At 59.2% G+C, this 25,214-nt stretch carries 23 protein-coding genes and 5 pseudogenes; 12 read left to right on the top strand and 16 right to left on the bottom strand.

Going from position 1 to position 25,214, the window contains the following annotated elements; genetic code table 11:
• The 10 genes and pseudogenes from NLN62_RS24980 to NLN62_RS24935 all read right to left on the bottom strand — a co-directional run bounded on the left by NLN62_RS24980 (position 1) and on the right by NLN62_RS24935 (position 9,960).
• Positions 1–1,461, bottom strand: a complete 1,461-nt coding sequence (locus NLN62_RS24980; RefSeq protein WP_254110579.1) for a hypothetical protein — start codon at positions 1,459–1,461, stop codon at positions 1–3.
• Positions 1,462–1,471: 10 nt separating this feature from the next.
• A complete protein-coding gene (locus NLN62_RS24975) occupies positions 1,472–2,806 on the bottom strand; it encodes a hypothetical protein (protein WP_254110578.1) in 1,335 nt (444 codons plus the stop codon).
• 728 nt (positions 2,807–3,534) lie between these two features.
• A pseudogene (locus NLN62_RS24970) lies at positions 3,535–3,701 on the bottom strand (ISNCY family transposase); the annotation flags it as partial.
• Positions 3,668–4,141 (bottom strand): hypothetical protein, encoded by a 474-nt coding sequence (locus NLN62_RS24965; RefSeq protein WP_254110577.1) that lies wholly within the window; start codon positions 4,139–4,141, stop codon positions 3,668–3,670. The pseudogene NLN62_RS24970 and the gene NLN62_RS24965, both read right to left, overlap by 34 nt.
• Positions 4,142–4,462: 321 nt before the next feature.
• Entirely contained in the window at positions 4,463–4,876 is a 414-nt protein-coding gene (locus NLN62_RS24960; RefSeq protein WP_254110576.1) for a hypothetical protein, read from the bottom strand.
• Between the two features lie 328 nt (positions 4,877–5,204).
• Positions 5,205–5,972: a radical SAM protein gene (locus NLN62_RS24955; protein WP_254110575.1), complete on the bottom strand. Its 768-nt coding sequence runs from the start codon at positions 5,970–5,972 to the stop codon at positions 5,205–5,207.
• A 239-nt stretch (positions 5,973–6,211) separates the two neighbouring features.
• Positions 6,212–6,820 (bottom strand): DUF4186 family protein, encoded by a 609-nt coding sequence (locus NLN62_RS24950; RefSeq protein WP_254110574.1) that lies wholly within the window; start codon positions 6,818–6,820, stop codon positions 6,212–6,214.
• Positions 6,813–8,015 (bottom strand): helix-turn-helix domain-containing protein, encoded by a 1,203-nt coding sequence (locus NLN62_RS24945; protein WP_254110573.1) that lies wholly within the window; start codon positions 8,013–8,015, stop codon positions 6,813–6,815. Before NLN62_RS24945 ends, NLN62_RS24950 begins: the two co-directional genes overlap by 8 nt.
• A 224-nt stretch (positions 8,016–8,239) precedes the next feature.
• Positions 8,240–8,641 (bottom strand): annotated as a pseudogene (locus NLN62_RS24940) (hypothetical protein); the annotation flags it as partial.
• Between the two features lie 428 nt (positions 8,642–9,069).
• A complete protein-coding gene (locus tag NLN62_RS24935) occupies positions 9,070–9,960 on the bottom strand; it encodes a hypothetical protein (protein ID WP_254110571.1) in 891 nt (296 codons plus the stop codon).
• An 88-nt stretch (positions 9,961–10,048) separates the two neighbouring features.
• Here NLN62_RS24935 and NLN62_RS24930 point away from each other — a divergent pair.
• A pseudogene (locus NLN62_RS24930) lies at positions 10,049–10,177 on the top strand (CopD family protein); the annotation flags it as partial.
• Between the two features lie 119 nt (positions 10,178–10,296).
• On the opposite strand, the pseudogene NLN62_RS24925 reads toward NLN62_RS24930, so the two are convergent.
• Positions 10,297–10,617: pseudogene (locus NLN62_RS24925) on the bottom strand (DUF4172 domain-containing protein); the annotation flags it as partial.
• Positions 10,618–11,095: 478 nt separating this feature from the next.
• Here NLN62_RS24925 and NLN62_RS24920 point away from each other — a divergent pair.
• The 5 genes and pseudogenes from NLN62_RS24920 to NLN62_RS24900 all read left to right on the top strand — a co-directional run.
• A pseudogene (locus tag NLN62_RS24920) lies at positions 11,096–11,272 on the top strand (IS5/IS1182 family transposase); the annotation flags it as partial.
• A 673-nt stretch (positions 11,273–11,945) separates the two neighbouring features.
• The gene (locus NLN62_RS24915; protein ID WP_254110570.1) at positions 11,946–13,127 is read left to right on the top strand and encodes an SIR2 family protein; all 1,182 of its coding nucleotides are present in this window, start codon (positions 11,946–11,948) and stop codon (positions 13,125–13,127) included.
• A complete protein-coding gene (locus tag NLN62_RS24910) occupies positions 13,124–14,920 on the top strand; it encodes an ATP-binding protein (protein WP_254110569.1) in 1,797 nt (598 codons plus the stop codon). The genes NLN62_RS24915 and NLN62_RS24910 overlap by 4 nt, the downstream gene beginning before the upstream one ends.
• A gap of 2 nt (positions 14,921–14,922) precedes the next feature.
• A complete protein-coding gene (locus tag NLN62_RS24905; protein ID WP_254110568.1) occupies positions 14,923–15,132 on the top strand; it encodes a KTSC domain-containing protein in 210 nt (69 codons plus the stop codon).
• Entirely contained in the window at positions 15,129–16,397 is a 1,269-nt protein-coding gene (locus NLN62_RS24900) for a DUF2130 domain-containing protein (RefSeq protein ID WP_254110567.1), read from the top strand. Before NLN62_RS24905 ends, NLN62_RS24900 begins: the two co-directional genes overlap by 4 nt.
• 50 nt (positions 16,398–16,447) lie before the next feature.
• On the opposite strand, the gene NLN62_RS24895 is transcribed toward NLN62_RS24900, so the two are convergent.
• Complete coding sequence (locus tag NLN62_RS24895; protein ID WP_254110566.1) at positions 16,448–16,954, bottom strand: hypothetical protein; 507 nt, start codon at positions 16,952–16,954, stop codon at positions 16,448–16,450.
• 467 nt (positions 16,955–17,421) lie between these two features.
• Between NLN62_RS24895 and NLN62_RS24890 the strand changes: the two genes are divergently transcribed.
• Together NLN62_RS24890 and NLN62_RS24885 are read left to right on the top strand one after the other, a co-directional pair.
• Positions 17,422–17,664 carry a hypothetical protein gene (locus tag NLN62_RS24890; protein ID WP_254110565.1) on the top strand — a complete coding sequence of 81 codons (243 nt, stop codon included), beginning with the start codon at positions 17,422–17,424 and terminating at the stop codon, positions 17,662–17,664.
• An 872-nt stretch (positions 17,665–18,536) separates the two neighbouring features.
• Complete coding sequence (locus NLN62_RS24885; RefSeq protein ID WP_254110564.1) at positions 18,537–18,899, top strand: hypothetical protein; 363 nt, start codon at positions 18,537–18,539, stop codon at positions 18,897–18,899.
• Here the strand turns inward: NLN62_RS24885 and NLN62_RS24880 are convergent.
• Entirely contained in the window at positions 18,844–20,175 is a 1,332-nt protein-coding gene (locus NLN62_RS24880) for an integrase family protein (protein WP_254110563.1), read from the bottom strand. The genes NLN62_RS24885 and NLN62_RS24880 overlap by 56 nt on opposite strands.
• A gap of 967 nt (positions 20,176–21,142) precedes the next feature.
• On the opposite strand from NLN62_RS24880, the gene NLN62_RS24875 reads away from it, so the two are divergent.
• Positions 21,143–21,649: a hypothetical protein gene (locus NLN62_RS24875; RefSeq protein ID WP_254110562.1), complete on the top strand. Its 507-nt coding sequence runs from the start codon at positions 21,143–21,145 to the stop codon at positions 21,647–21,649.
• Between the two features lie 312 nt (positions 21,650–21,961).
• Here the strand turns inward: NLN62_RS24875 and NLN62_RS24870 are convergent, their stop codons facing one another.
• Positions 21,962–22,309, bottom strand: coding sequence for a hypothetical protein (locus tag NLN62_RS24870; protein ID WP_254110561.1), 348 nt, complete (start codon positions 22,307–22,309; stop codon positions 21,962–21,964).
• A 442-nt stretch (positions 22,310–22,751) separates the two neighbouring features.
• On the opposite strand from NLN62_RS24870, the gene NLN62_RS24865 reads away from it, so the two are divergent.
• Together NLN62_RS24865 and NLN62_RS24860 are read left to right on the top strand one after the other, a co-directional pair.
• Positions 22,752–23,156 (top strand): TfoX/Sxy family protein, encoded by a 405-nt coding sequence (locus NLN62_RS24865; RefSeq protein WP_254110560.1) that lies wholly within the window; start codon positions 22,752–22,754, stop codon positions 23,154–23,156.
• Between the two features lie 201 nt (positions 23,157–23,357).
• Positions 23,358–23,534: a hypothetical protein gene (locus NLN62_RS24860; RefSeq protein WP_198032000.1), complete on the top strand. Its 177-nt coding sequence runs from the start codon at positions 23,358–23,360 to the stop codon at positions 23,532–23,534.
• A 30-nt stretch (positions 23,535–23,564) separates the two neighbouring features.
• On the opposite strand, the gene NLN62_RS24855 is transcribed toward NLN62_RS24860, so the two are convergent.
• Complete coding sequence (locus tag NLN62_RS24855; RefSeq protein WP_254110559.1) at positions 23,565–23,771, bottom strand: cold-shock protein; 207 nt, start codon at positions 23,769–23,771, stop codon at positions 23,565–23,567.
• Between the two features lie 378 nt (positions 23,772–24,149).
• Between NLN62_RS24855 and NLN62_RS24850 the strand changes: the two genes are divergently transcribed.
• On the top strand, positions 24,150–24,293 hold the full coding sequence (locus NLN62_RS24850) for a hypothetical protein (RefSeq protein WP_156945008.1): 144 nt from the start codon (positions 24,150–24,152) through the stop codon (positions 24,291–24,293).
• A 372-nt stretch (positions 24,294–24,665) separates the two neighbouring features.
• Here the strand turns inward: NLN62_RS24850 and greA are convergent, their stop codons facing one another.
• Complete coding sequence (gene greA, locus NLN62_RS24845) at positions 24,666–25,148, bottom strand: transcription elongation factor GreA (RefSeq protein ID WP_027528719.1); 483 nt, start codon at positions 25,146–25,148, stop codon at positions 24,666–24,668.
• Positions 25,149–25,214 lie beyond the last annotated feature (66 nt).

Genomic DNA, 25,214 nt, shown 5'->3' with positions numbered 1-25,214 from the left:
TCACTCGGACCGCTTTAGGTAGCTTCCGACGATGTTCTGGATGTCGGAGAGCGTCTTCTGCACAGTCTCGCTTTGCGCGGCCGCCTTGACCTGGTCGAGCGCGGCCGTGGACTTGCTGAACAGGACGTCGGTCGAGACGCGACGAAGCTGGTCGAGCGAAGCGCTTTCGACATAGCGCTGCGCCGCGGACGCCCAATCCGGCGCCTGCTTGAGATCGAGGCCGAGAGCCGGAATGTAGACCCCCGCCTTGGCGCGCGCGCGGTCCACCCACGATGCCTGCTTGGCAAGTTCCGGCAGCTCCGACGGCAAGACGGTGGACGCGATCTTGGCGTGGAAGCCGGCATGGGCGGCGACACTCGCCGGCTGACAATACAGGAACCCCTTGGTGAGCTTCGGCGGTTGTGCCGGCTGCGGCGAGAACAGAAACCGGAAGGTTTCGCGCAGATCTTGCGCGCAGTCCGGCGCCGCGGGATGGAACACCACCGCTCCGGGCCTACTCTGCGCCAGCGTGTCGGCGACGAAGGCCATCGCCGCGCGATCGGTATCCCCCGCCGGCGGCGAAAACATCGCCGCCCAGGCGCCGAGCCTTGCGAGGCCCGCCCCGACGTCGCCGATCTCGGCGGCCGTCAGCGTTTGGGCCTCCGCGGCATTTGGCGAGCGGCTCAACAGCAGCACCGCCGCGCTCTCCGTCGCTCTTGTCCTGCACACGAAGTGAACCGCATCGAGGCTTTGGCCTTCGAGGGCCGCGCAGATCCAGTCGAACCAGAGCGAGACCACCGCGGCGCTCGTGCTCTCGCTTGCGACGTGAACGTAGGCGCGCTTGTCGAGCTTGACGCTCGGATTTGCCAGCGCCTTGGCGCAGCCGGCATTGGGAAAGATATGGATCCGGGTCTGGGCCCGCGGCGAGCCGGCGAGCAGTTCGCCGACGATGAGCTTGAGCTGGTCGATGGCGCTGTCTGGCGTGTTCGACGGGGGCGGGTCGAACAGGATGGCAGATTCCAGCACGTCCGCGTTCTCGCTCGGACGCACTAGAAAATCCGGGAGCCTGAGAACGGGACGCGCAAGCAGCTCGCTGAGCACGCGCTCCCACGGCAAGATGCCCAAAAAGCCGTAGGGTCGTACCAAATCGAGCCAGAGCGGCAGGTCGGCGGCGGGATTCATCAGCGCGAGCCCCGCCTTCAATCCGTCCTGAAGCTGAAGCGGAAGGCTCAGCACACTCGAGTCGTGCGCCTGGTCCGGGCTCAGATGCTCGGAGACGCCGATCTCGTCGAGCGCGAGCCGCCAGGTCCGCCTGCCCTGCTCGCTGATCTCGCCGTAGCCGGTGAGATCGAACACGATCTTCGGCCTGTCTTCCCCGAGCGTCAGCGTCGTGCGCAGGACGATCAGGTCGGGATTGCTCTTCGCGAACGGGTTTGGGATCGCCTTCAAAAAGTCCGACAGCGTGGTCTGTAGCGAGATCATCGTCGCGGTCTCACGGCAAGGCCATCAGGGCACGCAGCGTCCAGGCGGTGAACGAGGTTGCGACGCCGCCATGTGAATCGATCCGGTTGGCGACGGAGCCGTCGAGCCCGATGAGGCGCGCGCCGGCCAGATCGATCGTCTCGCCGGGTCCCGGAATGGTATTGACGAGGCGCTGGTCCGCGCCGCGAGGCCCGTAGCCCCCCAGCGCCGCGTAGGCGTTCGGCGGATTGCCGGCCGCGGTCTCGCCAGCTGCGATCTGCAGCTCGCCGAGGTCCTCGCGACGCAAGAGCGCTAGATGATAGATTTTGTGCAGCGGGATGTCGTGGTTGCTGTAGGTCGTGACGATCGGATTGACAACGCGGTCCAGCACGCCGCGATAACCGCCCGGTCCTTCCCGGCCCGGCACGGTGGCCGCAAAACTCAGATGCGATACTGCCGGCTGCAGCAGCAGCAGCGAGCGCGCGGGGTGGCCCCCAGCCGGCTGCGCGGCGAGCGCCGCCAACATGACCTTCGCCCCGAAGGAATGACCGACCATGTGGAGCGACCCCTGCGTCGACTGCTTGATGTCGCGAAGCAGCGCCGCCACGCCGTTGGATCCGACCGTACCTGCGCGGTCCTTCATGATGTAGAGCGATGCCAAGCGGACAGCCCAGCGCGGGTCGAGATAGCTGAGGATGCCGGCCGCTCCCGGTCCAGCTCCGGCCGTCCCTCCCACCGTGCCGAGATCGTCGAGATTGTCCCTGACCGGCGTCCCGCCGCGCGCGGTCTGCATCGCGTTCATCGCCGCGACGATCTTGTCCTCGGACGCTGGTGCCTCGTCGGGGCCGACGGGATCCGCCTTGACGACCGGCTTCAACATGCCGGCCAGCTCCCTCGCCTCGGCCTGCGTCAAGCGGGCGGCATGGATGAGCTGATAGAAGCGGTCCCAATCGGTCGACGACGGCAAGATGTCGAGCAGTTCCACAGCGACTCGTTCCGTCTCCGGATTCTGCCCGGTCGGTCCCGCCGCAGCCATCTGCGGCCCGCTATCGGACGGCAACCATATGCTCGGCCAGGTGATGCCGACGAAGATCGGCGCCGGCCCCGGCGGGAGCGGATTGGTCTGCAGCACTTCCTGCAAGCGGCTCAAAAATGTCCGGTACAGGTTGACGGCGTCGGCGAAATCGTTGTTCCAGCCGTGGGAGAAGAACAAGACTGGAGAAGTTGGCTTCGCGGCCAGCGCCGCGAGCAACGCCGCACGGGTGCCGGGCGACGTGCATACGCCGTTCTTGTCGAAACGCACCAGCCAGGTTTCAAGATTGATGTCCTCGATCGGATAGGGACCTGCCGGACGAAGTTCTGGCATGGGATTGCCCCATAATGATTTGAACGAATGACGCTTACTTAAAATTGAAGCTTAGGACGAAAACACTCGCCTGTCGAGCATGACACCGCGCGGCGAGGATACGACGTTGCGCGCATTCGGCACACATCACCTCTATAGGCCTCGGCGATATTAGGGCTGCCCTTGCGATCGTATCGTGCATTTCTTGGGGCGAACCCGCAGCATTGCATCGTTCAATCGGACTTGGCGCGGGAAAGCGGCGAGATGTCGGGCGGCCACGATCGGCACAAGCTGCGTCATCCTACCGATCTCATCGGTACAGAAAGTCGTCGGCGCAAGCGGCCGTAACTTACGATGCGTTCGCGCATCTCATCTCCGCAGAGCACTGTCAATCTCATACCGGGTCACCGCCTAATTCAGGTTAGCGCACAAGCTGCCCATCATGGCCGGTCAGCTGAACTCGGCGATCGAAAGGCATAGGTCAGTACGCAAGGTACAGAACCGTGCCCCCGCGTTTGCGGTGATAGAGGACACGGGGCCGGCTCAGCCCTCGGCCCCGCCTTAGCCACCACCAAACAATGAGTTCGGCCAAGGCTGCGGGCATCAAGGCCCAATGCAGCCCGCATACTCTACGCTTCGCGGCTGCTCGCCGACTCGCCGAATTAGGCTGGTCGCTGAAGGTCATCGCGGCGATTACCCTTGCGAATGATCTCGGTCGAGGGCCCGAACACGCTGAAGAGCTTGTCCTATGCCCGCGTGTTTGCCGCGGAAGGTGCGTTCCCGGGTTTGCCGCATCGCTTGCCGCACGAGCGGTATCATCGTGTCCAGCTCCTGCCGCAAGCCTTGCAGCGCTAGCCATTTCAAGGATCCCCCTGGCCCGCTTCACGCCTGCGGAGATCTCATGGGAGAACTCCTGATGTAATGCGCTCTAAATTCTTGCACCAACCAATCGAGCGCCGGCTCATTTTTCTTTTCGATGTAATTTTCGATCCATTCGCAAAATCGGTCGCGAATATCCCGTCTCTTGTCCCGAACCGATGTGATCCAAGAGTTGTCGGACCTCGGCTTTCGTTCTTTATTGATGAAGTCGAAATCGTTTGGATACAGAGCTTCGATCGCAACCAATTGACCTGGGACGATCATTTCAAATTCGTGGGTGTATCTCGGAGCGGTCGCCCGAGCGCGGCAGCCCGGCTCCTCAAAATTCCGGTGCACTCGTTGCAACGCTTGGGCCGCACCGATGCCGTCACACAGCAGACGCCGAATTGACGGCAACCAAGGGACCGGCCGCGAGCGACTTTCTGCCCCGGCGATGGGTGACGCGCGTATGCCTATCTGGGCTTCGCATTGCAGCATTCCGCCCACCGATCCGGGACACTTCAGTCGTCGCGGCCAAGACAGATTAGCCTTGCTCTACCTTCTGCAGAGAACGATCAAGTAGTGGAAGTAGCGCACCGTCGCACCGATCGCTTCCAGTCGGTCGCGATCCCAACGAGTTTCGCTGTCTGTTGAGGCCTGACGTTCGGTCGCCATGCCGAGCCGAGATTGAGACCCCGGTATGTTCAAGAATCCGGTCGAGATGATGGCGAGAGAGTCTCAGTACGAATCCGCTTCCCGTCGAAATGCGCGCGATCGTTATCGCAGCATGGAAGCGCGGGGGATTGCTGCCTAAGGCGACTATTGAGGCGATGGTGCCTGAGCGGCAAGCTTCACCTTCTCTCGCAGAAACAGCACCGCATCTCGGGCCTGAAAATACAAAGGGTGAGTCTCCAGTCCTTTCAGACTGCCCTCCAACCCCAGCGGGTGCGTGATAAGCAACGCATCAGGATTCCTTGCTTTGGCCTTCTTCACCCAACGGCGTTGACCATGTTTGAAATGCTGCGCCACCTCTTCAACGAGCATGAAGGCCATGGACGCCGTTCTCCATTGCTCGGCTAGCATGCTGGGCTCATGCGGGTACGCCGCGCGGTCGACGGCGTGGTAGATCGCCAAGCAAGCTAGGTAGGCATGTCGAACCGAGCCGCCGTTTCGTCGAAAGTCCTCGAAGGTCGGCTCGACGATCAGCTCCATGTACTCGGCAAAGTCGTTCATGACTTCTTCTTCCGGTTCTTCCGGACAGCCCGCGGATGCAGGGGCGCACCTGTGACATAGCGCTTCGGCATCGGCTTTCGCAGTTGCCATGGAAGCAAGTCGTTCTCTCTCTCGACGACCGTTGTCGCGTCTCTGATCAGGACTTGTACATGCCGCCGAAGTGCTGGATCCGGCGCGTCGAGTCCTCTCAATAGCTCCAGGATCTCGGTCGGATGCCGTCCCCCGGTCGCAAGAACGAGTTCGGAGAACGTCGCGCAATCGAAAACCGTCGAAAGCCCGACCGGCGGGCTTCCATACGTGAGCGGTTCTTTCGGGCTGCTGATAGTCGTCATCGGATCGGGACGTCCGCGATGTTGAGCTCGAGCTCGGATTTTGAGAAGCGATGCTCCAGCTCCCGCGACCAAACCTCGATCGCCGCTCTTTGCACCCGATCGGCCAATTCGGACTTCTTTCCCTCCGCTTTCGTTCGCTCGTCGGTGGGGGTGAAGCTCACGATCTCCAACGGGACGACGCGCAGCGGCAAGCGCTCGCTCAACGTCTGGAGACGATCGAGCAAGTTCGGCACGCCAGTTTTCGCGGCTTCCGGATCTGGGCCCGTCAATGTGACGTAGCCGTATAGGTCGATGCCCAGCTCCAGATATCGACCAAGGATGTCGAACTGTTTTTCGTATCCTTCGGGCGTTGCGGTTGTATTGAACGAGAACGATTCGACGTCGAAACCCTTTACGCAGCAAACACGCCCGTAGTTCCGGTACTCGATCAGTGTCCGACGATCCTCTTCCGACAATACTGTGAAGAGATAGTCGGTGCTGAGATTGTCGTCCGACCAGAGATACGTGCTTTCCGAGAGCCCCGCGTCGCGCAACGAGCGCATCATCCAAGGAATCCATTCGGGCGCGAGATCGGGCGATCCGCCCGAGAGGTCGATCACTGCCGGTGGTGATGGTTCCGAAGCATAGAGCTTCACGAGAGCGTCCGTCGTCATCCAGCGCCCTTTGGAAGCATCGCCCGAAAGAAGATTGTAGGGAACGTAGCAGTACCAACAGCGCCACGCGCATGCCGCGTTCTGGAATACCTGGGCCTGCAGCCGATCCACGCGAGACAGATCCAAGGCCTTCGACGCAGGATCGATCGGAAGAGGGTTTTCGGGCCAACAGGAACGGATGCGATTGAAGTGATGAACCCGCCCGAGACCCTCGCAATTGGTCGGCAAGGTAAGATCTTGCTCCTGATCGGAGCCAGCCAATATTGCGATCAGGATCTCCCGCGAAGCGGGCCTGATTATTCGTTCGCGCATACTCCGCGCGAACGAAGCCGTGTCGATCGTCTGAACCATTACCCAGCCTCCGCCGCCTCAACGTCGGAATCTGCTTCCTCGAACAATTCGTCGCGCCTTAGATCGAGGTAGGCGACGACCAAACCCTCGCAGAAGTCCAGTTCGTCCTTGGTGAGCTCGCGCTTCTGGCCGATGCCGTACCAATACTCCAGACATTTTCGGCAACACGTTGCCGTGGCATGCTGGGCGTAAAAGATTGAACTACCTTCCTTCTTGGTCTGGGTGCCGTCTCGGAAAATCTTCTCCGGTCTGATCTTCTTCTCCAGCAGGGGGCGCACCTCTGCCTTAAGACCCTCTAGACCCAGCTCCCGCGCCTCTCTCTTGGACTTTTCATCGAAGGGCGCGTCGAAGAATGTATGTCGGATCCATTCGCGCGAAAGCTCGCGGAAGGTGCTTTCGACGTCGGACAGATCGCGCGTCTTCACCTTCTTCCAGTCCACCGGATTTTGGCCGCAGAACTGGCACTGCCCTTCGTAGGATTTCTGCCAGTCCTTGGTTCGCCTGTTTGGGCTGAAGCAGTGGAATCCCGCCTCGCACCGCGTGTCCGTGCAGTGCACCTTGAGCGGCTCGAGCTTCGGCATCTCGCCCGGAAAAACGGTTTCACTCATGGATGACCTCATCATGCAAGGCTAGGCTCAACAATTCGAAGTCGGGCTGCGACAGTTCGTCGAAGGAGAATCGTTCGAAAAAGACGTTCCGCGCATGGACCAGTGGGTCGTAGCTCTTGTCCTGCAGATTCGTCGCGACGCCCCACCAGTTCTCCCCCTGCAGGGACAGTCGGAACGCCAGGTAGTTCGCCAATTGGCCGACGGGTACCTGCCGACGAGCGGCGACCGCCTCCACCGACCGCTTCAACAGCCGGAAGTCATTGTCGGCGACCGCGAGGCATTCCTTGGTCAGCTCTTCCGCTCGGCCGTCCAGGGACACCTGTCCGGCGAACCAACTGGCCTCCTGCTCTTCACGCGAATTCCGCCGCTCGTCCGATGTTTCGGAAGCTTCGACCACTTCGAATTCCTCGGCGTCCGGCGACTGTCCCGCATGTCGCAATTCGTGCAGCAGATCGAACAGCCAACGCGCGGAATAGTGCGCCGCTTGTTTTAGAACTACTACGTTGACGCCCTTCACACGCCAGCATGCGCCGTGGAAAGCGCCGCTGTCGTTGAGGGGAAGCACGACGACTCCCATGTCCCAAGCGAACGAGAGCGCCGACTTGAATTCGACCTCGCCGTAACTCTGGACCAACTCGTGGCGGAACGTCTGCCAACTGGTCGGCACGCGGCGGCGCGGACGAGACGCCATCGCGGTCCCGCAAACCGTCGCGAGGCGATAGGCGTAGGCCGTGTAGACCAACGCCGAGCGTGCGTCGCGCCCCTTCGGCATCTTGAATCGCGCGGTTGCCCCGCCCAACTGCATGGGATCGACCGTTCCGGACCCGAACAGGACTTCGGGAGACCAGCCGAAGATCGAACCGACCCGCTTTACGATTTCCCGGGCACCGTTCTCGTCAAGGGTAACGTCCGGCGATATCCTGCGTCTGATGAAGTCGTTTCCGAGTCCGATCGAGCGCAGACGCTCGATGACGGCCTCTGCCGAGCGAGTCTGCATGATCTCGAGACGCTTGCGTACCTTCAGTCCTATCGCATCTGCGACGTCCACGATCCGCGAGAAGGTCGCACCCTCGTACTTGGAGGCTTCGTAGCGTTGGATCTGCTGTTCGCGGATGCCAAGGCGCGTCGCCAGCTCCTTCTGCGTGAGGCCGGCAGCGATGCGCGCTCGGATGAGGCCGTCCGGAAGCTCGGCCAACGAGTCCAGCTCGATGGTCGGAATCCTTCCGCTTCGGAGATTCTCGTATTCGCCGATCTCACTCAGCAGGCTATTGAGCTGACCTCGGACGGCATCGATCTGAGTCTTCTTCATCAACGGATCCAGACCGCTCCCGTCTGCTTCTCCGCTTTCGAGGGCGTCGAGCGATTTGCGGAATCGTTCGGCCTGCGCCTTCGAGATCTGAAGTTGGCGTGCGTTCGTGATCATGGCAATAATTTCACATCGAGAAGCACGACGCCCTTGGCTACGCCGGAACGGTCGCGCTGGAAGAAGTCGAGGTAGATGAGCCGCGTGACCGCGCAGGCCTCCGCTCCCCACGGGAATACTTCCCCGAAATATTTCGCCTTCATGGCCTTTCGCCCGTCGTCGTGGCGCCGCAGTACGGGATCGACGAGACCGCCGTTCATGCCCATAGGATCGAAAGCGAGATCGTAGTCACCGGGCTCCTCCTTGTTGGTCACGAAGCTGCCATCGATGATCGCCGCGACGCAGCCGGCCGCACGAAGATTGCTTAAAGCGCGATGCATTCCGCGGAGAAGGAAGCGTCTTCGGTTGTTCCAGCCGAACCGCGCGGCAAAGGAACCCCAGTTCATGGAGTGAACTCCCGCAGGTAAATAGCAGTATCCGGGTCAAACTCAGGTTCTACACGACACAACTAAATCGTTGTGTCGATTCTGTCGATCGATGAACCTCAAGTCAAGAACAAAATAAGAACTTCGGCCTGGAGCACCCCGCGCAGTTCCGCTTTGCATTTTCAACTGAGCTTTGCTTGCACGCCGATCTGCCGATCTAAGGTGATCTTGAAGCGGGCGCGCTTCGAGCAGGGGGCAATTTCAACGAGGGGTTAAACCTTCCCCCGACTTAAACGGGCGGTCCGGTGCTGTTGCAAAGTAGATGAATCATCTGCTCGGCGCAGCGAAACAATCTGTGCTCGTCTCACTCGGGTAGGGCCGGACAGCAGAAATTACATCGACACTTCAATGACATATAAGTTCGTAGTTTTGCTCTGAATGGCGCACCAATACGACAATCACTATGGGCTGCGCTGTTGCAGAAACTCGACGAGTCGATGCCTCTGCCCCACCAGCTTGTCCCTCATCTCGCGCCGTTGATGCCTAATGAACAGAATGGCGCGGCGGAACTGAAGGTCACTAATCATGTATCTCCTCAGGACGAGCGAGTCGATTTCCGCCGGCCGCTGGTCTTGTGGAGTCGCTTCCAGCTCACGCTCGGCATCCACTTCAGCGCTCCGCAACATATTTTCAAACTCAGACCTTCGAATGGTCCCCGCTCCGATTTCCTGTCGAGCATGCCCCAGAAAGAACTGTCGAGAGTTGTGGGCTTCGACTGTATTGACGCCGCCGCTAAATCCGTCGGTTACCTCGGGTGAGTCCGCGGTGTCCAAAAGCCGATCCAACATCCAGTAAGTTGTCTCGTTGACGCTGAAATCGAGTAGATGAATCAGATCAAGTCGGGTCTGAGTGTCCAACGGTTGAGTTGCGGCGGTGCTCTGAGCCGCTGCGACTAGCGGTTGTTTGATGGGACCAAGATATCGCCATCCAGCAAGAAAGAGAATGAGGCCGATGAATAGCGGCAGCACATAGATCCAGGTATTCGGTTCTCTTTGATAATTGGGAATGCCAGCAAAGGCTGCGAGCGTCAAAAGCAATACCGCCCATAACCTGGCATCGGCTACCGCACCCGAGAGCGCGGTCATCAGCCGTGGCATTTTTGACTTCAGACCATCCCAATAAATCAGGATTGCCATAAGGATGATGGCGACCACAAAGCTGCTGGCCGCCGCACCTAACTTTCCCTCCCAGAAGAGAACGACGGCCTCAAATCCCGAGGCAAAGACAATGGTGCCACCAAGAAACCAGCGGGCCGCACCTTCCCAATTCTTCGGCAAATCAGTGTCAGCCAATTTCACCCCCCAAAAATCACAGGAAGAGAATCACGTTCTTCCTGCAATTCGTAGTATGGGGCGACCGCGCCCGTAAAGTTAGCCCTGGATCAAGGCGCTGCATGTGATCGCCGTCATCTCCTGGATGGCGGGCATGCTCTATCTGCCGCGGCTGTTCGTTTATCACTGCGAGGCCGAGATCGGCTCAAAGCAGTCGGAAACCTTCAAGGTGACGCAAAGCTGATCAACGACGTCGCCGAGGTCGTCAACAACGATCCCGCGATCGGCGGTAAGCTCAAGGTCGCCCGCCTTCGTCGTGCACCCGAACGGAGCAGGATGCGCGCACCTTCTCTTACCTCACGACGTTGGGTCGCTAAGGTTCAGATGGTAACGCGTGTGCCGTAGCTCGCCCGTTCTGGTGAGAGCGCCTTTCGCGACAAGGTCCTGAAGGTCGCGTGTCGCCGTTGCGCGGGGAGCCTTCGTGATGCTGATGTAGTATTCAGCGCTCAGGCCGCCCTTGAATCCATCGATGCCCTCTTTGAACATACGGGCAATGGCTTTCTCCTGCCGGGCGTTGAATTGCCCGCGCAGACGCTCATAGAGTTTCGTCTTCGCAATATAGAAGTCGACGCGGCTATTGGTGTTTTCCTGCGCTTCGAGGACGGTGCTCCCGAAGTAGCCAATCGGATATCTCCATGCCCTTGATCGGCGCAATGGCAGTGGTCATGGGCGGTAACATTCGGTTGCCTACGCCGTGAATCATCGCGCGTGTTGAGGAGCACGCCGGAAATCCGGCTTCAGCACAGTTCCGGTAGCACCGTCGCTATGCACGATTCAGCCGCGGGCGATCGCCGGGGGGGTTGTGGCGGTGCTGCCGTCAGAGTGAGCCGCCGGCTTTTCCAGCCAATATCGCCAGCGGCTCGTGCTAGCCTTGAAATTCTGGCGGCAATTCGTCGGACGGCCAGCGTCACCTAGAATGCGGGTTGTGTCGGGAGCTGCAACGTCGTGCTGAAGTTAAGGTAACGGCTCAAGCTTACCGACCGCCTTTGTGTAACCGCAGCAAATATCGCGATGGGCCGATTCCGTTGAAAAAGGCAGCTGTTGCGACGCAGAGGGACCAATGATTCAGTCTGTCTAATTGGCAGGACTGAAGATCATGATGGGGCACCGGCAAGTCGAACAGGCTGCGTTGTTCTACGAGTTCTCGCTCGAGAAGCATATTCCCGCCGACCATCTGCTGCGGTCGATCGACAGGTTTGTCGACCTTCAAGAGATCAGGCGGGACCTGGCGCCGTTCTACAGTAGCATTGGTCGGCCTTCGATCGATCCTGACCGGAACGAGCCGCGAGCTGTCCTTATTCTAGCAAGCAAGGGATCTTATCGACCTCATCCGCAAGATTGGTCGACCTGGTTCTTCCGGAGAATTCGGTTGATAAGGTCTTGAACCCAGCGAAGGCGCGCTTTGATCTTGCCGGATCTAAACTACCAGATCATTTAGCCATGGTTGTTCAGATCCCGCAAGCCAGCTTCTATGACTCGTTTCGTTTCTCCCCGAGTCACGCAAAGGATCCAACCGTCAATCGCTCGAGCTCGGTTGCGATTTTGATCTTCGCAGCTTCGGAACGCCGAGGGAGCTATGAATTCGACGGGTGCGGCTACTTCACAAGTGAACGAGGAGCCTAGCGGTATTGCGGCATTGGCGCCGCGCCCCGACTCACTTCGACATGATCTGCACATCGCGAGCTTCGGATCAATGTTGTGCACCGCGATTCGACAATGATTGACAGCGGCAAGAGGGAGGAATTTGCCGGAAATCTGCATTATGCACGTGCTAGCGATTCAAACTTGAGCAGGCAGCTTCGAAGGCATTCGCGATAAGATGCAGTGGGCGCCTCTTTGGGCGGGTTTGCCAACAGCCAGTTCTCGCCCGAACTGATCGCGGGCCCTTGGTGAACTGTCGTACGGGGATTGTTTTGAGCATTAGCATACATAATCCAGACCAATACATGGCCGCGTTGCGGACCATGATCGCGCAGGGCAGGAAGCGTATCGGCCTTTTGGTTGGCGCCGGAGCGGGAGCTGGTACTGCGAGGGACGACGGCAGGTACCCGCTTATCCCTGCTGTCGAGGGACTTACAAAGCGGGTCCTGGCGACGTTGGAGCCCAAGTACAGCAGTCAGATCGCTTCGCTCAAGGATGAGTTGGATAAACATGATATCGAGTCGATCCTTTCGCGCATCCGGTCCCTCAGCAAGGTCATTGGGAAGTCGAAGATCCATGGCCTTGATGGCCATGGCTTCAAGGTCTTCAGCGAGGACATTTGCGCCGAGATCGGAAAGATCGTGAACGTGCGTCTCCCCGTGAAAGGGAGCGCCTATAATGACCTCGTCAATTGGATCACGGGAATATCGCGCGATCATCCAGTCGAGATCTTCACGACGAATTACGATCTTCTGTTTGAGGAGGCCTTTGAAGCCGTCCGTGCGCCGTATTTCGATGGATTTACCGGCGGACGCGAGCCATTTTTTGACCCGGTCTCTGTGGCCGGAAATGACCTTCCAGCGCGTTGGACGAGGCTATGGAAATTACACGGGTCATTGGGATGGCAAGCGAGCGGCAAGGATGAAGTGATCCGAACCGGCAGTCATGCCGCGACTCATCTGGTCTTTCCGGAGCACCTCAAATACGACCAAACCCAAAAAGCACCCTATGCCGCATTGTTCGATCGGTTGCGAGGCTTCCTGGCGCTGCCGGACACCCTGCTTATTTCTATCGGATTCTCTTACGCTGACGCGCATGTCTCGGCTCGTATTGACGAGGCGTTGGCCGCGAATCCTTCCGCCAGTGTCTTCGCCTTTCAGTACAAATCTCTCGCCGACGAGGTGGCCGCGTGTGACTTGGCAAGGCGTCGTCCCAATGTCAGCGTTTACGCGCCTGATAAAGCGGTCGTCAATGGTATCGAAGGACCTTGGCGGATTCCAACCGAGCTTCCCAGCAAAGATTGGGGGCCGATCAGAGCAACCTATTGGTCGACAGCAACTTCGGGCGGGCCGGCGCAGTTCACCTTGGGCGCTATTGAGGCCTTCGGCCGCTTCTTTGCCGCCTCTCGCTCGATGCAGGCGGCTCCGGCGATAACCGCGCCCGCGGCTGCCATTGGTCCGTCGGCTTGCGCCGGGGCTGCACCATGATTGCGCCGACACTGCTGGGACATGTCGGGGCTGTCTCCGGAGCGGCAATCAGCGTTCGTCAATTCGAAGGCGTGGCATCGGGCATCGCGATCATCGGTGGGCGCAGCTATCGCGTTGGCCAAGTCGGTAGCTTCGTGCGGATACCACAAGGCTATCACGATCTCTACGGCATTATTGCGGAGGTCGGTGCCACGGCGACGCCCGAAGCCGCAGAGAATTTGAGCTCACGCGGAGAGCGCTGGATAACAGTACAGCTCGTCGGAGAAATTGTTGAGACGGCCTTCGAGCGCGGGATCAGCCAGTACCCGGCGATCAACGACGAAGTGCACCTCGTCACCGAGGAAGATTTAGCGAGGATCTACGGTATCGCAGAAGAAGGCCAGGTCGTCATCGGAAGCCTCGCGGGCGCCGAAAGCATCCCGGTGCATGTCGATCTCGACCGGCTCGTAACCCGACACAGCGCGGTGCTCGGGTCGACGGGGTCAGGAAAGTCGACGACGATTGCGAGCCTTTTGCGCGCCATCGTTCATTCGCCGGATGGCAGCAGCAACTTCCCCAGCACGCGCATCCTCCTACTCGACATCCATGGAGAGTACGCGACGTCCCTGAAGAAAATTGCTCACGTGTTTCGCGTTTCCCCCGCCGAGGACGAAAAGCCGCTGTTCATTCCGTACTGGGCCACGGACACCACGGAAATGTTGGCGTTCATGATGGGAAAACTGTCCGACCCTGCATTCGCCGCGATTACCGACAAGATCCTTTCGAAGAAGCTGCAACTGGCGAAGGGCGGAAAGTACGACGGAATCGACGTCAATTCGTTAACATTCGACACCCCGCTTCCATTCAGCTTGAAGCAGCTGTGGTTTGATCTGATTGACCCTGAGATCAAGACCTGGAACGAAAACACTCAACTTACCTCGGCAATCGAAAAGCCAGGGAATGCGGAGAAGCTCGTTCATCCGGTCTATCCCTTGCCAGGTCCCGGAGGGGCCAAACCCTTTGCCAACAAGACAGGTGTGTTGTCTGTCCGGCGCCAGCTAGACCAAATGAGATCCCGCTTACTCGACCGCCAGTACGACTTCATGCTCCATCCGGGCGACTGGGAGCCGGCTCTCAACGATGAGGCGAAGAAGGACCTGCCGGAGCTGCTGGAGTCGTGGCTTGGCGCAGACAAGCCCATCAGCATTCTCGACCTTTCGGGAATACCGAGCGGTGTCCTTCACCATCTGGTCGGCGGCATTCTCAATATCTTATATGAGGCGCTGTTTTGGGGCCGCGAAGCCGGGGAAGGCGGCCGTCAGCGACCTTTGCTTGTGGTTATGGAAGAGGCGCACCGCTATCTCGGTAAGGATGCCGATGGCCCAGCCAAGGCGATGGTTCAGCGTATCGTCAAGGAGGGGCGCAAGTTCGGTGTCGGCGCCATGATCGTCAGCCAGCGTCCGTCCGAGATCGACGATACCATTCTTTCGCAATGCGGGACCTTCATTGCCCTGCGCCTTTCCAATACGGGGGATCGCGGCAAGGTGCAATCTGCGCTGCCGGACAGCCTGAGCGGACTTATGGATAGCTTACCGGTTTTGAGGACTGGCGAAGCCATCATCACCGGAGAGGCTGCGAAACTACCGATCCGCTGCCGCATCACGTTGCCGCCCGAAGGGGCCAGGCCCAGCAGCGAAGACCCGAGCGTCTCGCAAGCATGGGCCAAGCCAAAAGCGCAAGAGGACTACGTGAATCTCAGCGGTCCGTGGCGTGCGCAAAATCCCAAATGGAAGCGCAGTAAGAAGGGAAAATAGGCATGGAACGGACAGTGGTAAACTCGTCCAACCTAGTTTCGGTTGGTTATGATGAGGATAGCTCGACGCTAGAGATTGAGTTCAAGGGGGGAGCAGTATATCGCTATTTCAATGTCCCATCGTTCGAGCATGAACGGCTGATGGCCGCCAATTCGCACGGGGTATACTTCAACACTAACATCAAGGACAAGTATCCTTTCGATCGCGCATGACCGTCGACGCCACCATCACCTGCCCAAACTGTCACACCGAAATCAAGCTCACTGAATCGCTTGCCGCGCCTTTGATTGCGGCTACGAAGCGTGAGTATGAGAAAAAGATTGCCGACAGGGATGCCGTGCTGGACAAGCGCGAGGCCGAGCTTCGCGTCCAGCAAGCGGCCGTCAAGGAGGCGCAGGAAGGCGTCGACACGTTGGTTGCAGAAAAGCTGAAAGCGGAGCGCCAGTCCATTGCTCAGGATGAAGCGCGCAAGGCGAAGCGTGCGCTGGCCACCGATTTGGAATCTCAGGCAAAGGAAATCGCTGACCTCCAGGACGTTCTCACCCAACGCGATACCAAACTAGCTGAAGCGCAGGCAGCCCAGGCCGAGCTACTTCGCAAACAGCGTGAACTTGACGATGCTAGGCGTGAGCTAGAACTCTCTATCGAACAGCGCGTTCAAGAAGCGCTTGCTATTGTTCGAGAACAGGCCAAGAAGGATGTGGAAGACAGTCTGCGACTGAAGGTATCCGAGAAGGAAGAGCAGATCCTGTCGATGCAGCGACAGATCGAGGAGCTGCGGCGCAAGGCCGAGCAAGGATCTCAACAGTTGCAGGGGGAGGTTCTAGAATTGCAACTTGAGACACTCTTGGGTGGTCGCTTTCCGCTCGACGTGCTGGAGCCGGTCGCTAAAGGGGAGTTTGGCGGAGATCTGCTACAGCGGGTGATGGGGCCCGTGGGGCAGCAATGCGGTGCCATTCTATGGGAGACAAAACGGACCAAGAATTGGAGCGACACGTGGCTGCCAAAGCTGCGAGGTGATCAGCGCGCGGCGAAAGCGGAACTGGCGCTACTCGTATCTGAGGCACTGCCGAAGGGGGTGGAGAGCTTTGAATTGATCGATGGCGTTTGGGTCGCTCATCCGCGTTTTGCCCTCCCCATGGCCACGGTCCTCAGACAATCCTTGATCGAGCTGGCGACAACCCGCTTGTCTCGGGAAGGACAGCAAACCAAAACAGAGCTCGTTTACGAGTATCTCACTGGCCCGAGATTCCGGCATCGGATCGAAGCCATTGTCGAGCGCTTTTCCGAAATGCAGGACGATCTCAACCGTGAGCGGAAAGCTACCATGCGTTTGTGGGCGAAGCGCGAGGCACAAATCCAAGGTGTGATTGATTCAGCCGTCGGGATGTATGGCGACCTTCAGGGGATTGCTGGGCGCGCCATGCAGGAAATACCTGCGTTGGAGACGCCCCTAATCGAAGAGAATGGAGAGTAGGCTCCTGAACAGTGCGAGCTACAGCGGTCAAAGACGCCGCCCGCGAGCATCTAGTATCCTGAACCAGAAATTCGCAACATCGCGTCGTATTTTGGCGGGGCATACATTCCCTTCCAAGGCGAAGCCGCGACCGCCCAACCATGTCGGTCGGCCCATTCGTTCTGCTCGCGAGTAACGCTGTGGGCATACGGCTCATTGGTGCGGATGAAGGTCTTCGCTGCGGGATCGAACCACGCTGCATCGTGATCGGAGCCCGGCATCCGATGCTGGAACTGTCCTCGAGGGAAAGATCGTTTCGCCTTTGACCGGATCAGTTGGGCCGCTTCAATAAACTGAATAGTCCTGGCAGCCTCGCACGCTGCCTCCCGCGACGACGCGGTGTATGTGTCTGCAAGATGATCAGGACCTTCGCGGCGCATCGTGCCCAGCCCCCGCGATGCTTTGTATTGCGCCGGCTTCAGAAGCGCATCGAGAGGTTTGCCGAGCTGCATTTTCAGGATCTCGCAGCCCGTCGCCTTTGTCGCACGATCCCGCCAAAGAACGGAGATGTACAGCACCTTGTCGCGAAGGAGCGCGCGCTCATTTTGGCGGTAGCCTCCGAGCCGCCGGCATGGCTGCCTTCGCCGAGCCATCAAATACTTCGGTGAGTTCGCGCACCCACGACAAGTTGGTGAGGATGAGAACCTTGTCTAAAGACAGCGGAAATATGGTGTGCGTCCCGTTGTACCGCATGTCAGGGTCCTCGAAGCCGCGGCACCATTGCGAACGCGGCCCGCAGCGACGGTTGTACACGGTGACAGGGTGATCGGAGATGATGAATTTGGTCTCTGAGTTGCGTTAGCCTGACCACGGTGCGCGACGTCGAAAGCCAGCGGCGGCCGCTCGACACATCGGCGGCCGACGAGATCCACCGCACCATCGAAAATGCCGGCATGCTCTTCATTGATGTTCACCCGAGGCCGGTCCGGGCATCCGGCTCGTTGCCGGGCGGCCGCAGGTCATTCGGCCTCCGACGGTGATGACGATGTGGGATGGCCTGCCCTTCGCAGTCGAACGGCAAGGCAATGCGGTCACAGTCTACTTGTCGCAGGAAGCCACCGACGATCTCGGCCGGTTTCGCGAGAAGCGGCCGAACGCGGACTACCTCAAGATCTTCGAGAAGTTCCGCGGCAGCATCTTGGACGATGTGGCCAAGGCGCTGAAAGCCGGTAGGGCCACCGATATGGGGTTGCGACTGACTAGCGCCGATATGTCCGCGCTTGCTTGAGGCAACTTGATCGTCCGGAGACGCCTACTCACTTTCGGAAACGCAACCCTACTAACAATACAACAATCAAATACGCCGCAATGACCGCTGTCGTTCCTTGGGCGTTTAAGCTGACGGGCCCCAGGTAGACTTCCAGCTTATCCATGACACAGCTCTCCTTGAAGAAGGGTTTAGAGCTGTCTTGCGGGGCGAATTAGATATGTGGACCTTTTTTGGAATGGTTGGCAAGGGGGCGCTGTCAGGAAAAATGTGCTGGACCACAAAACGGATCGAAATCTACTTTTGTGCAGATTGAAATATGCAAGCTCGCATATTCGATTGCGAAGAAGCTATTTTCAATGCCGTTTTGATGAACCTTTCTGTCCATCCGCGTGAACATCTTTGGACACGGTAGGCACCACAGTTTGTCTGATTCGCACACCTTCCAAGAAGGCCGGCGCAAGAGCAGAGGCCGACAATAGTGCAGCCGCAAGGGCATCAGCATAGCGTCGCGCAGCGGGATGCGGGACCGACTGCACGACGAGACCGGTTAAGAAGACACCCGCCGCGCGCATTAGTGATAGCGATGTCGCAGGCAAATGCGTGATCGAGTGCGATACGTTCCCTGCAGCAAGCCCAACTTCGCATTTAACCAATCACAGTACTTGCTAGCGGTACTCCATCCAACTCCAGTGGCAGGACGATCCCAATGCTCCTCCTCAGCTCGATCGTAATGCGAAAAGCCCCCGGGCGCGCCCAGATCAATCGATAGCGGCTCGTCCTTTTTGTACGCCAGAGCAACCCTGCAGCCATACCTGCGCACTTGATTTCTTTCTTGCTAGAGCAGCCAACGATCTTATCACCTCAGACTGATCGTGGTTCGGGACCAGGGCATGAGCGGCAAGGACGAAAAGACGTCGATGGAGGCGTTAGGCTCGCCAAGTAGTCGGAAAATGCCGCGCGTCACGAAGCGCCGCCGCAAGAACCGTGGCGTGCCGCCGCCCGCGACGTTCGATATCGATACGCTGCCGGGTAGCTCAAACTTGACGGCATTAGAGACGGCCGCCGTCATCCGACGCACGCCAGGAGCACTGGAGCAATGGCGACGCCATCCGAGCCATCCGCTGAAATGGCGCTACGTCGACGGCCGCCCCCTCTATCGTGTCGATGCGGTGCGTGACTATTTGGCCGGACAAACCACTAAGCCGCTTCGACTGCATAGTGTTCGCGAAGCCGGCCGAGCAGTTCGGCCTTGATTGGATCGAGCGGATTCGTTCGCTGCAGGCGCACGGCCCCGCCGACTCTGATCGCGCCAACCATTTCCGCGATGTAGTCATGAGCTGCTTCAAACGCCATCTTGCGGATGATCCACTGTTCGTCGTGATTATAGACCTGATCGATTCCCAGCGGCTTTTGCCCGACACATAGCCGCTGGATCTCGTTGTCGTAGCCGCAGCGTGACATGACAGTGCGGAGACTGCGCCTCAAGTCATGCATGGTGAACTTGGCGACACCCGACTCCTTGACCAACCGGTTGACCATCTTGGTGAAGCCCGACATCTGGCCGCCGGTCTTTGGTGATGGGAAGACATAGTCGGACGTTGCGCGTTGGAAATGCTTCGCAGCCGCAAGCACCTCGTCAACGAGGCGCGTGCGCGGTACATCGTGGTGCAGACCCATTTTTGTCCATGCCGCATCGAGGGTGATCCGGTCGTCCATGATGTGCTTCTGCCACTCGATGATGGTCGGCTCGCTCCGGCGCGCGCCGCCGAGCAAGCACATCCTTGTCAGGAGCCCAAAGGTGCCGAGCTTGCCGGACGCATGCCAAACCTTGATGATTTCTTCATCGCTCAGTGCGCGGCCCTTCGTTCGGCGTCCTACCCTCTGCGCACGAGTTTCCTTGGGCTCGCGATAGCCAGCGAGCACATTGTGGTCGACATAACCCTCGCCGACGCACCACTCGAGGAACGTGTGAGTGTGCTTGCGCAGGTCCTTGGCCGCGCCGCGCTTGCCGGTCTTGGCGACGCGGTCGACTGAAGCCATAATTTGCCGCCGCGTCAGGTCGCCCACGCCGCTCTCGGCGTGCTGCCTGTGCCCACGCCGCAATGCCGACATGGCTGGCTTCCAGTTGACGACCTGACGTCCGGTCAAGGACGTCTGGTAGGGACCATCTTCGACGATGAGGTCCGCCAGTGTGGTGCGTTGCTTCTCGGCTGCCTGTTGCCGTCTCGCCTCGCGTTTCGCATCGTTGGGGTCCGTGCCCTTGACCACCTCGCCGGCGGCGATGGTGGCAGCCTTGCGCGCGGCCTTCTCATTATACTTGGGCCACGAGCCGAGGGTCTTGCGCTGGGTCCCCCTCACCCCCGACTTGGTGAAGAGGTAGACCCAGGTCCGGCCGCCGGTGGCGCGCATGCGCAGGGCGAGGCCGGGCAGCTTGTCGTCGTGCAGATAATGTTGCGTCTTGCCGAGCGGCAGCGTGGCGTTGCGGATCACCGCATCGGTGAGTGTTAGCTGGTTGGTCGGCTCTGGCATGACTCTTTCCCCGCCTTTTGTGCCCCGGTGTGCCCCGCGAGGGGAAAATCGCGCCCTATCAGAACCGGCCCACCGAGCTTCACTGTGTGCCCCAAAAAGGAAGGACCGAGAGACCGTAGCTCGGACCCTCCCGCATTTTTGTGCCCCAAGGGAAAAATCTGAGGGGGCACAACAGGGGCACACAAAATGCAGTATGGCCGCTTATGGCTCACTGAGGCTCAAACCGCCATAAGACACTGTAATAAAACGAATTATTTCGACAGAACTATGGCTACGTGGGGCCTGCTTGGATCTACGGATTGTGGTTCACACGGGAGAGGTCCAAGGTTCGATCCCTTGTGCGCCCACCATTTATCCTAGATGTCGAGGATCGCTGAGGGCTCCCTCCTGCTGAGGGATGCAAACGTCCGATTTGCCCTCGCAAGCGGAAACCAGGCAGCCGACCGACACAGTCTGCGAGGGCCGAAAAGCCACCGAACGAACCGCACACAACGCGAGCACACCGATGAAGCTTGAGGTCGGTCTGTCGAGGTAGAAGGTAAGGATTTCTCAGAGTGGATAACGTTTGAAGCTGGCCGAATTATCCGCATGGGACTTGCCGCCCCCGAGGAACACCGAGCGGATTACATGCGGATTCAAATTGAGTGCGCCTTGCGCAAGGCGTTCGCTCACGGGAGAGATGGACTTACTGAGGCTGATCCACCTCGCGCGCTCTGGTAGTGCCCACTCCAGGTCAAAAGCGCTCTTAAGGCGCATGAGATCAGGATGAATCGTCATCGCGCTTTGGGTTATTGTTTGAGCTGATCTCCGCGCAATCGCCAGCTTGTCGCACGAACCGTGAACCAGTTCACAGGGTGCTCTGTATGGCTTGCGCTACCTTGGAGCGTGTCGAATTGAAGCGGCAGTCGGCGGAGACGTTCTTTCCGGCGGGGTGATCCACGTCATGCGGTAAACGGAGGTTTATGTCATGTCGGATTCCAATGCGCTTTCAACCGTCGCGATTTCAAGTGTGGTCGCCCTCATTGTTTCCGGGCTCACAAGTTTTACGACTATTCACGTGACGAACAGTGAGATAGCCCAAAAGAAAGAGGAACTTCAGCTGAAACGGCGCGGCGAACGGCTGGAGAATTATCAAACGACCATTGACCTGCTGACGGATTACGGCTGGCGAAGCGACGACCCCAAATATCGTGATGCGATCGTGCGTGAGTTTACGATCCCACTTGTACGGGCTGCCAATCGGCTGCGGGTTTATGGCAGTCCAGCCACTATTGCCGCGATGGACGAAATCCAAGGTGCATTCGGGATGTTGAATAAGGCAAAGCGGGACAGTGAACGCGCTGATGCCGAGAAAGCGATCAGCCTCGGTCTCGACCACCTCGTCATCGCTGCTCGCGAAGATGTTGGACCGAAGAAAGAGGATGACTTGAAGGATGTCCCATTCCGTCAGGGCGCCGGACCTCGAGCAAACTGAGGCAACAAAATCATACACCGACGTTTGATCTGGATAACTCGCACATCACTTGATCCTGAGCAGCCTTGCCGCGTTCGGACTGGGAACGGACGCCTCAGGCGGATGGCTGAACCGGTAGAGTGAGCTTTCTCGAACTTGTGACCAAATCTTCCAAAGCGCGATGAGATCGGGATGAATCGTCATCGCGCCTTGGATTGTTGTTCGAGCATGATCTCCGCGCAAACAGCGATCCGCTGATGTCGCGAGGGAAAACCGCTGCACGGTTTGCGTAACGCGGCCCTTCGGGGCCGGATCATGCTCTCGATGCCGCCATCAAAGATTCTTGTTGAGGTAGTCGCGAACCAGCAGCTTGTTTTGATTCGGCGTGAGACTGAAGTTGAACTTCACTGTTCCTTCGCCGTCCAGGGTCACCGATGGGGTGGCCGCGCCACCGCAGGTCAGCGTCTTGACCTTTGCGCTCAATGCTTCCTTGCCGAGAGAATCCGAACAGATATCCTCCATCGCAGCCAGGGCCGCGGTACACCACGAGACGACGTTCTGGCTGGCGACCTGCGCGGAGTCGAAGCCGCTCCAGTCGAAGCCGGTCTTCAAATGTGTGCCACAGGCGCGGTCCGTGAGTTCAGCGGCATGCCCCAGCTCAGCTTCGCGTGAAGCGTGCATCCGCCGATCTTCCAACGATTCCGCCGCCGCGATACGTACCCCAAGGCAGCTAAGCGCGAGCGTGAGTGCAAGCGCCGACCACTTCAGGCCACGGATCCTTAGTCTACGCATTGAATTTCTCCCTTGTATTCGTGCAATTGGCCTTGCGATACACCGATTGCCTGTCGGCAAGAGCCATATCACCCAAGCTTGGTCGCAAGTCGCCCTTCTCGGGTTCGAACAGCAGCAAGGCTGCCAGCGAGAACGTTTTCGGGCGAGCGATGGATTCGAACCCACGACCCCAACCCTGGCAACACAACGAGACGGCGCGCTGTGGCCGGCGATGATGAGAACTACGCCTACGCCGCAGCCCGCTAGCGGCGACGGCAAGACACTGCTATCGACGACAGCGGCGAAGCGGCATGCGCTTGAAGGTGCAAACGGAGACTTCTAAGATATCGGCATGGTCGCGAGCCAAGAGTATGCCGACTTTTTGCGTGAGCAACTGGCCCCGCTGGGCCGGATCACAACGCGACGCATGTTCGGCAAGACCGGCGTATTCTGTGATGACGCGATGCTCGGTATGGTCACGGAGAATACGCTGTATCTCCGGATAGATTACGAGAACCGTGCGACGTTCGCCGAAGCCAAATCCTATCCGCCGTTGAACTACAGCAAGAAGGGGACTCTCATAGACCTCGCATTCTGGCGTGCGCCGGATCGGCTGTTCGACGACCCTGACGAACTTGTCCAATGGGCGCGGTCAGCGTTGGCGGCTGCGCGTCGGGCTGCGGCAAAGAGGAAGGTCTCGAGCGCAAAGAGACCAGCAACCGAACGCGCGCCTACCCGCGTCAGGCGCACCAAATAGCAGCCACTGGACCGCGGCGGTTCAGAACCCGGCCCGGCCGGTCTCTTTCTCTCCTTGCCCGGAGAGGGGGGCGGCCAGCGGCGCATAGAAGGTGATGCGAGAAACCGAATATTGCTTATATGAGATAACAATGTTTGCTCTGACCTAATCAAGCGATTACGGTCCTCATCCCTTTTTTAGTAATGAGTTCGGGGCCTGCCAATGACTGGTTTCCAAGCCAAGCTGGAACGCTTTGAAAGCCTTGCTGACGAATGCGAGTTGATTGCCAAACGTGCGCATGGAGGCAACCGCGAGTTATACCTGCGGATGCGCGAGCACTATCGCGGCCTCGCAAATGATATGCGCGCCCTCATTGCGTCGTTCGACGTCGCCGCCTGATCGCTCGCACCTCTGCCCCCCGGCGCGCCGTCACCCAATCCGCAGACTTTCCGCAGACATTTTGCCCGAGCGCCCAGCCCTCAGCTCGTAGCTGATCCGCGCGCCCTCGGCCAGGCCCGTATAGCCGGCTTGCTCGACGGCACTGATGTGGACGAAGACGTCTGAGCCGCCGTCATCAGGCTGAATGAAACCATAGCCTTTGGTCGCGTTGAACCACTTTACTTTGCCCATTGCCAAGGTCGTATTCTCCGAATCACGAAAGTATCTCCTAAGGCTAGCCTAACCACGGACGCCTGACTGTTCGATTCCCGACGCTGGAACGGCACCGACCGTCGGCCGGGAGCGGCCAACCAATCACACTGACCGTAGGAACGTTCTGGTCCGCCGCGCGTCACTACAGGCGCAATCGATCCTGTGTGCCTTGGGGGTCGACCAATGGACAGAGCGGCCGCTTACGCCATCTCGGCCCTCCTCTTGGGAGGCGGTATCTGGATCTTTGTCGCGGGCCTGTCCTCCACCTCGCCCACCCTGTGGACTGTCGTCGCGCTAGACCATATCTTAATCGGTCTCATAAGCGCCGTCGGCCCCAGCTAACAATTTCAGTGAGGCCTCAGGATGCTCGACAAAGCGCTGCAGCTTCAGCTTCCTCATTGGCTGATGATCGCCGGCATGTTTCTGGTGATCATCGGGACTCTCGGTATGCTCTTTCCGCGTCGAAGGGAGCCGTCTTCGGAGCGGTCAGTCAATACCGATAACTAGCCTTACCGGCGCCCGGTTGCGCTCGCCCTCGTGACTGCTGGGGAAAATCTGTACTGGGTCAGCCTGTCTGCATTTTCCGAATCGGTGACCCGTGCTCGCTCTCTCCTCGCAGTTTCAAATAGCGGGGTGCGTACGCGTGGGCCATTTCGTCTCGATGCTTCTGCTTGCCATCGCACTCACCCTGACTTTGTGCTTCGGGGTGGCAGCTTGGCGCCTTTCGGCCAGCAGGGATGCCGACATAACTGCAACGATTCCACATCAGGAATACGGCTGGAGGTTGAGGCCCGAACACAACTGAACGCCCTTGCGCATGCTCGCGCTTTCGCAAACATGCGCGCCGAGCCTGAGCCTGTGGAACGCTTCCACGCGCACCTACGCGATCGACAGAATCTCGATCTCCTGATTGCCCGCCCCGACGACGTCTCCCACCGCCTTCCCGATCAGCGATTTCGCGACCGGAGCCACGAACGAGATCGACCCGGCCTTCGGATCCGCTTCATCCTCCCCGACGATGCGATAGGTCTGCACGCGGCCGTCGGCTCGGCTGAACGTCACCGTGCTGCCAAAGGCGACGGTCTCGCTCGACGCCGGATTGGGGACCAGTTGGGCCGTGCGGAGCCTTTCGGCGAGGTAGCGGACGTCGCGCAAGGGGACCGCCGACTGCCGGCGCTTTTCGTTGACGTCTTCGATGCGCTGCGCGGCCTCATAGGCCTCGCGCGCCTGCCGAAGCTGCAACTCCAAAGCCTGCAATCCCGATCGAGTCACCAGGTTGGGATGCGGCGAAATCGGGCGATCCGGCAACAATGTCTCGGACGCGGTTTCGGCACTCTCTTCTTTGGTAAAGGCAACGCTCAATCCAGGACCTCGTCGATGTTGAGAGGCAACGCAACGCCGTCGCGTCGCGCCGCCCGCGAACATGCG

It is taken from the genome of Bradyrhizobium sp. CCGUVB23 (assembly GCF_024199885.1).
Lineage (GTDB): Bacteria > Pseudomonadota > Alphaproteobacteria > Rhizobiales > Xanthobacteraceae > Bradyrhizobium.
Note: the sequence above shows the minus strand (reverse complement) of the source record. Positions and strands in the feature narration are given on the sequence as shown.

Excerpts from the sequence above, each read along its gene's own strand:
- NLN62_RS24980 (WP_254110579.1), bottom strand. The coding sequence starts at position 1,461 with ATGATCTCGCTACAGACCACGCTGTCGGACTTTTTGAAGGCGATCCCA.
- NLN62_RS24975 (WP_254110578.1), bottom strand. The coding sequence starts at position 2,806 with ATGCCAGAACTTCGTCCGGCAGGTCCCTATCCGATCGAGGACATCAAT.
- NLN62_RS24965 (WP_254110577.1), bottom strand. The coding sequence starts at position 4,141 with ATGCTGCAATGCGAAGCCCAGATAGGCATACGCGCGTCACCCATCGCC.
- NLN62_RS24960 (WP_254110576.1), bottom strand. The coding sequence starts at position 4,876 with ATGAACGACTTTGCCGAGTACATGGAGCTGATCGTCGAGCCGACCTTC.
- NLN62_RS24950 (WP_254110574.1), bottom strand. The coding sequence starts at position 6,820 with ATGAGTGAAACCGTTTTTCCGGGCGAGATGCCGAAGCTCGAGCCGCTC.
- NLN62_RS24915 (WP_254110570.1), top strand. The coding sequence starts at position 11,946 with ATGGCCGCGTTGCGGACCATGATCGCGCAGGGCAGGAAGCGTATCGGC.
- NLN62_RS24910 (WP_254110569.1), top strand. The coding sequence starts at position 13,124 with ATGATTGCGCCGACACTGCTGGGACATGTCGGGGCTGTCTCCGGAGCG.
- NLN62_RS24905 (WP_254110568.1), top strand. The coding sequence starts at position 14,923 with ATGGAACGGACAGTGGTAAACTCGTCCAACCTAGTTTCGGTTGGTTAT.
- NLN62_RS24900 (WP_254110567.1), top strand. The coding sequence starts at position 15,129 with ATGACCGTCGACGCCACCATCACCTGCCCAAACTGTCACACCGAAATC.
- NLN62_RS24890 (WP_254110565.1), top strand. The coding sequence starts at position 17,422 with ATGTGGGATGGCCTGCCCTTCGCAGTCGAACGGCAAGGCAATGCGGTC.
- NLN62_RS24885 (WP_254110564.1), top strand. The coding sequence starts at position 18,537 with ATGAGCGGCAAGGACGAAAAGACGTCGATGGAGGCGTTAGGCTCGCCA.
- NLN62_RS24880 (WP_254110563.1), bottom strand. The coding sequence starts at position 20,175 with ATGCCAGAGCCGACCAACCAGCTAACACTCACCGATGCGGTGATCCGC.
- NLN62_RS24875 (WP_254110562.1), top strand. The coding sequence starts at position 21,143 with ATGTCGGATTCCAATGCGCTTTCAACCGTCGCGATTTCAAGTGTGGTC.
- NLN62_RS24870 (WP_254110561.1), bottom strand. The coding sequence starts at position 22,309 with ATGCACGCTTCACGCGAAGCTGAGCTGGGGCATGCCGCTGAACTCACG.
- NLN62_RS24865 (WP_254110560.1), top strand. The coding sequence starts at position 22,752 with ATGGTCGCGAGCCAAGAGTATGCCGACTTTTTGCGTGAGCAACTGGCC.
- NLN62_RS24860 (WP_198032000.1), top strand. The coding sequence starts at position 23,358 with ATGACTGGTTTCCAAGCCAAGCTGGAACGCTTTGAAAGCCTTGCTGAC.
- NLN62_RS24850 (WP_156945008.1), top strand. The coding sequence starts at position 24,150 with ATGCTCGACAAAGCGCTGCAGCTTCAGCTTCCTCATTGGCTGATGATC.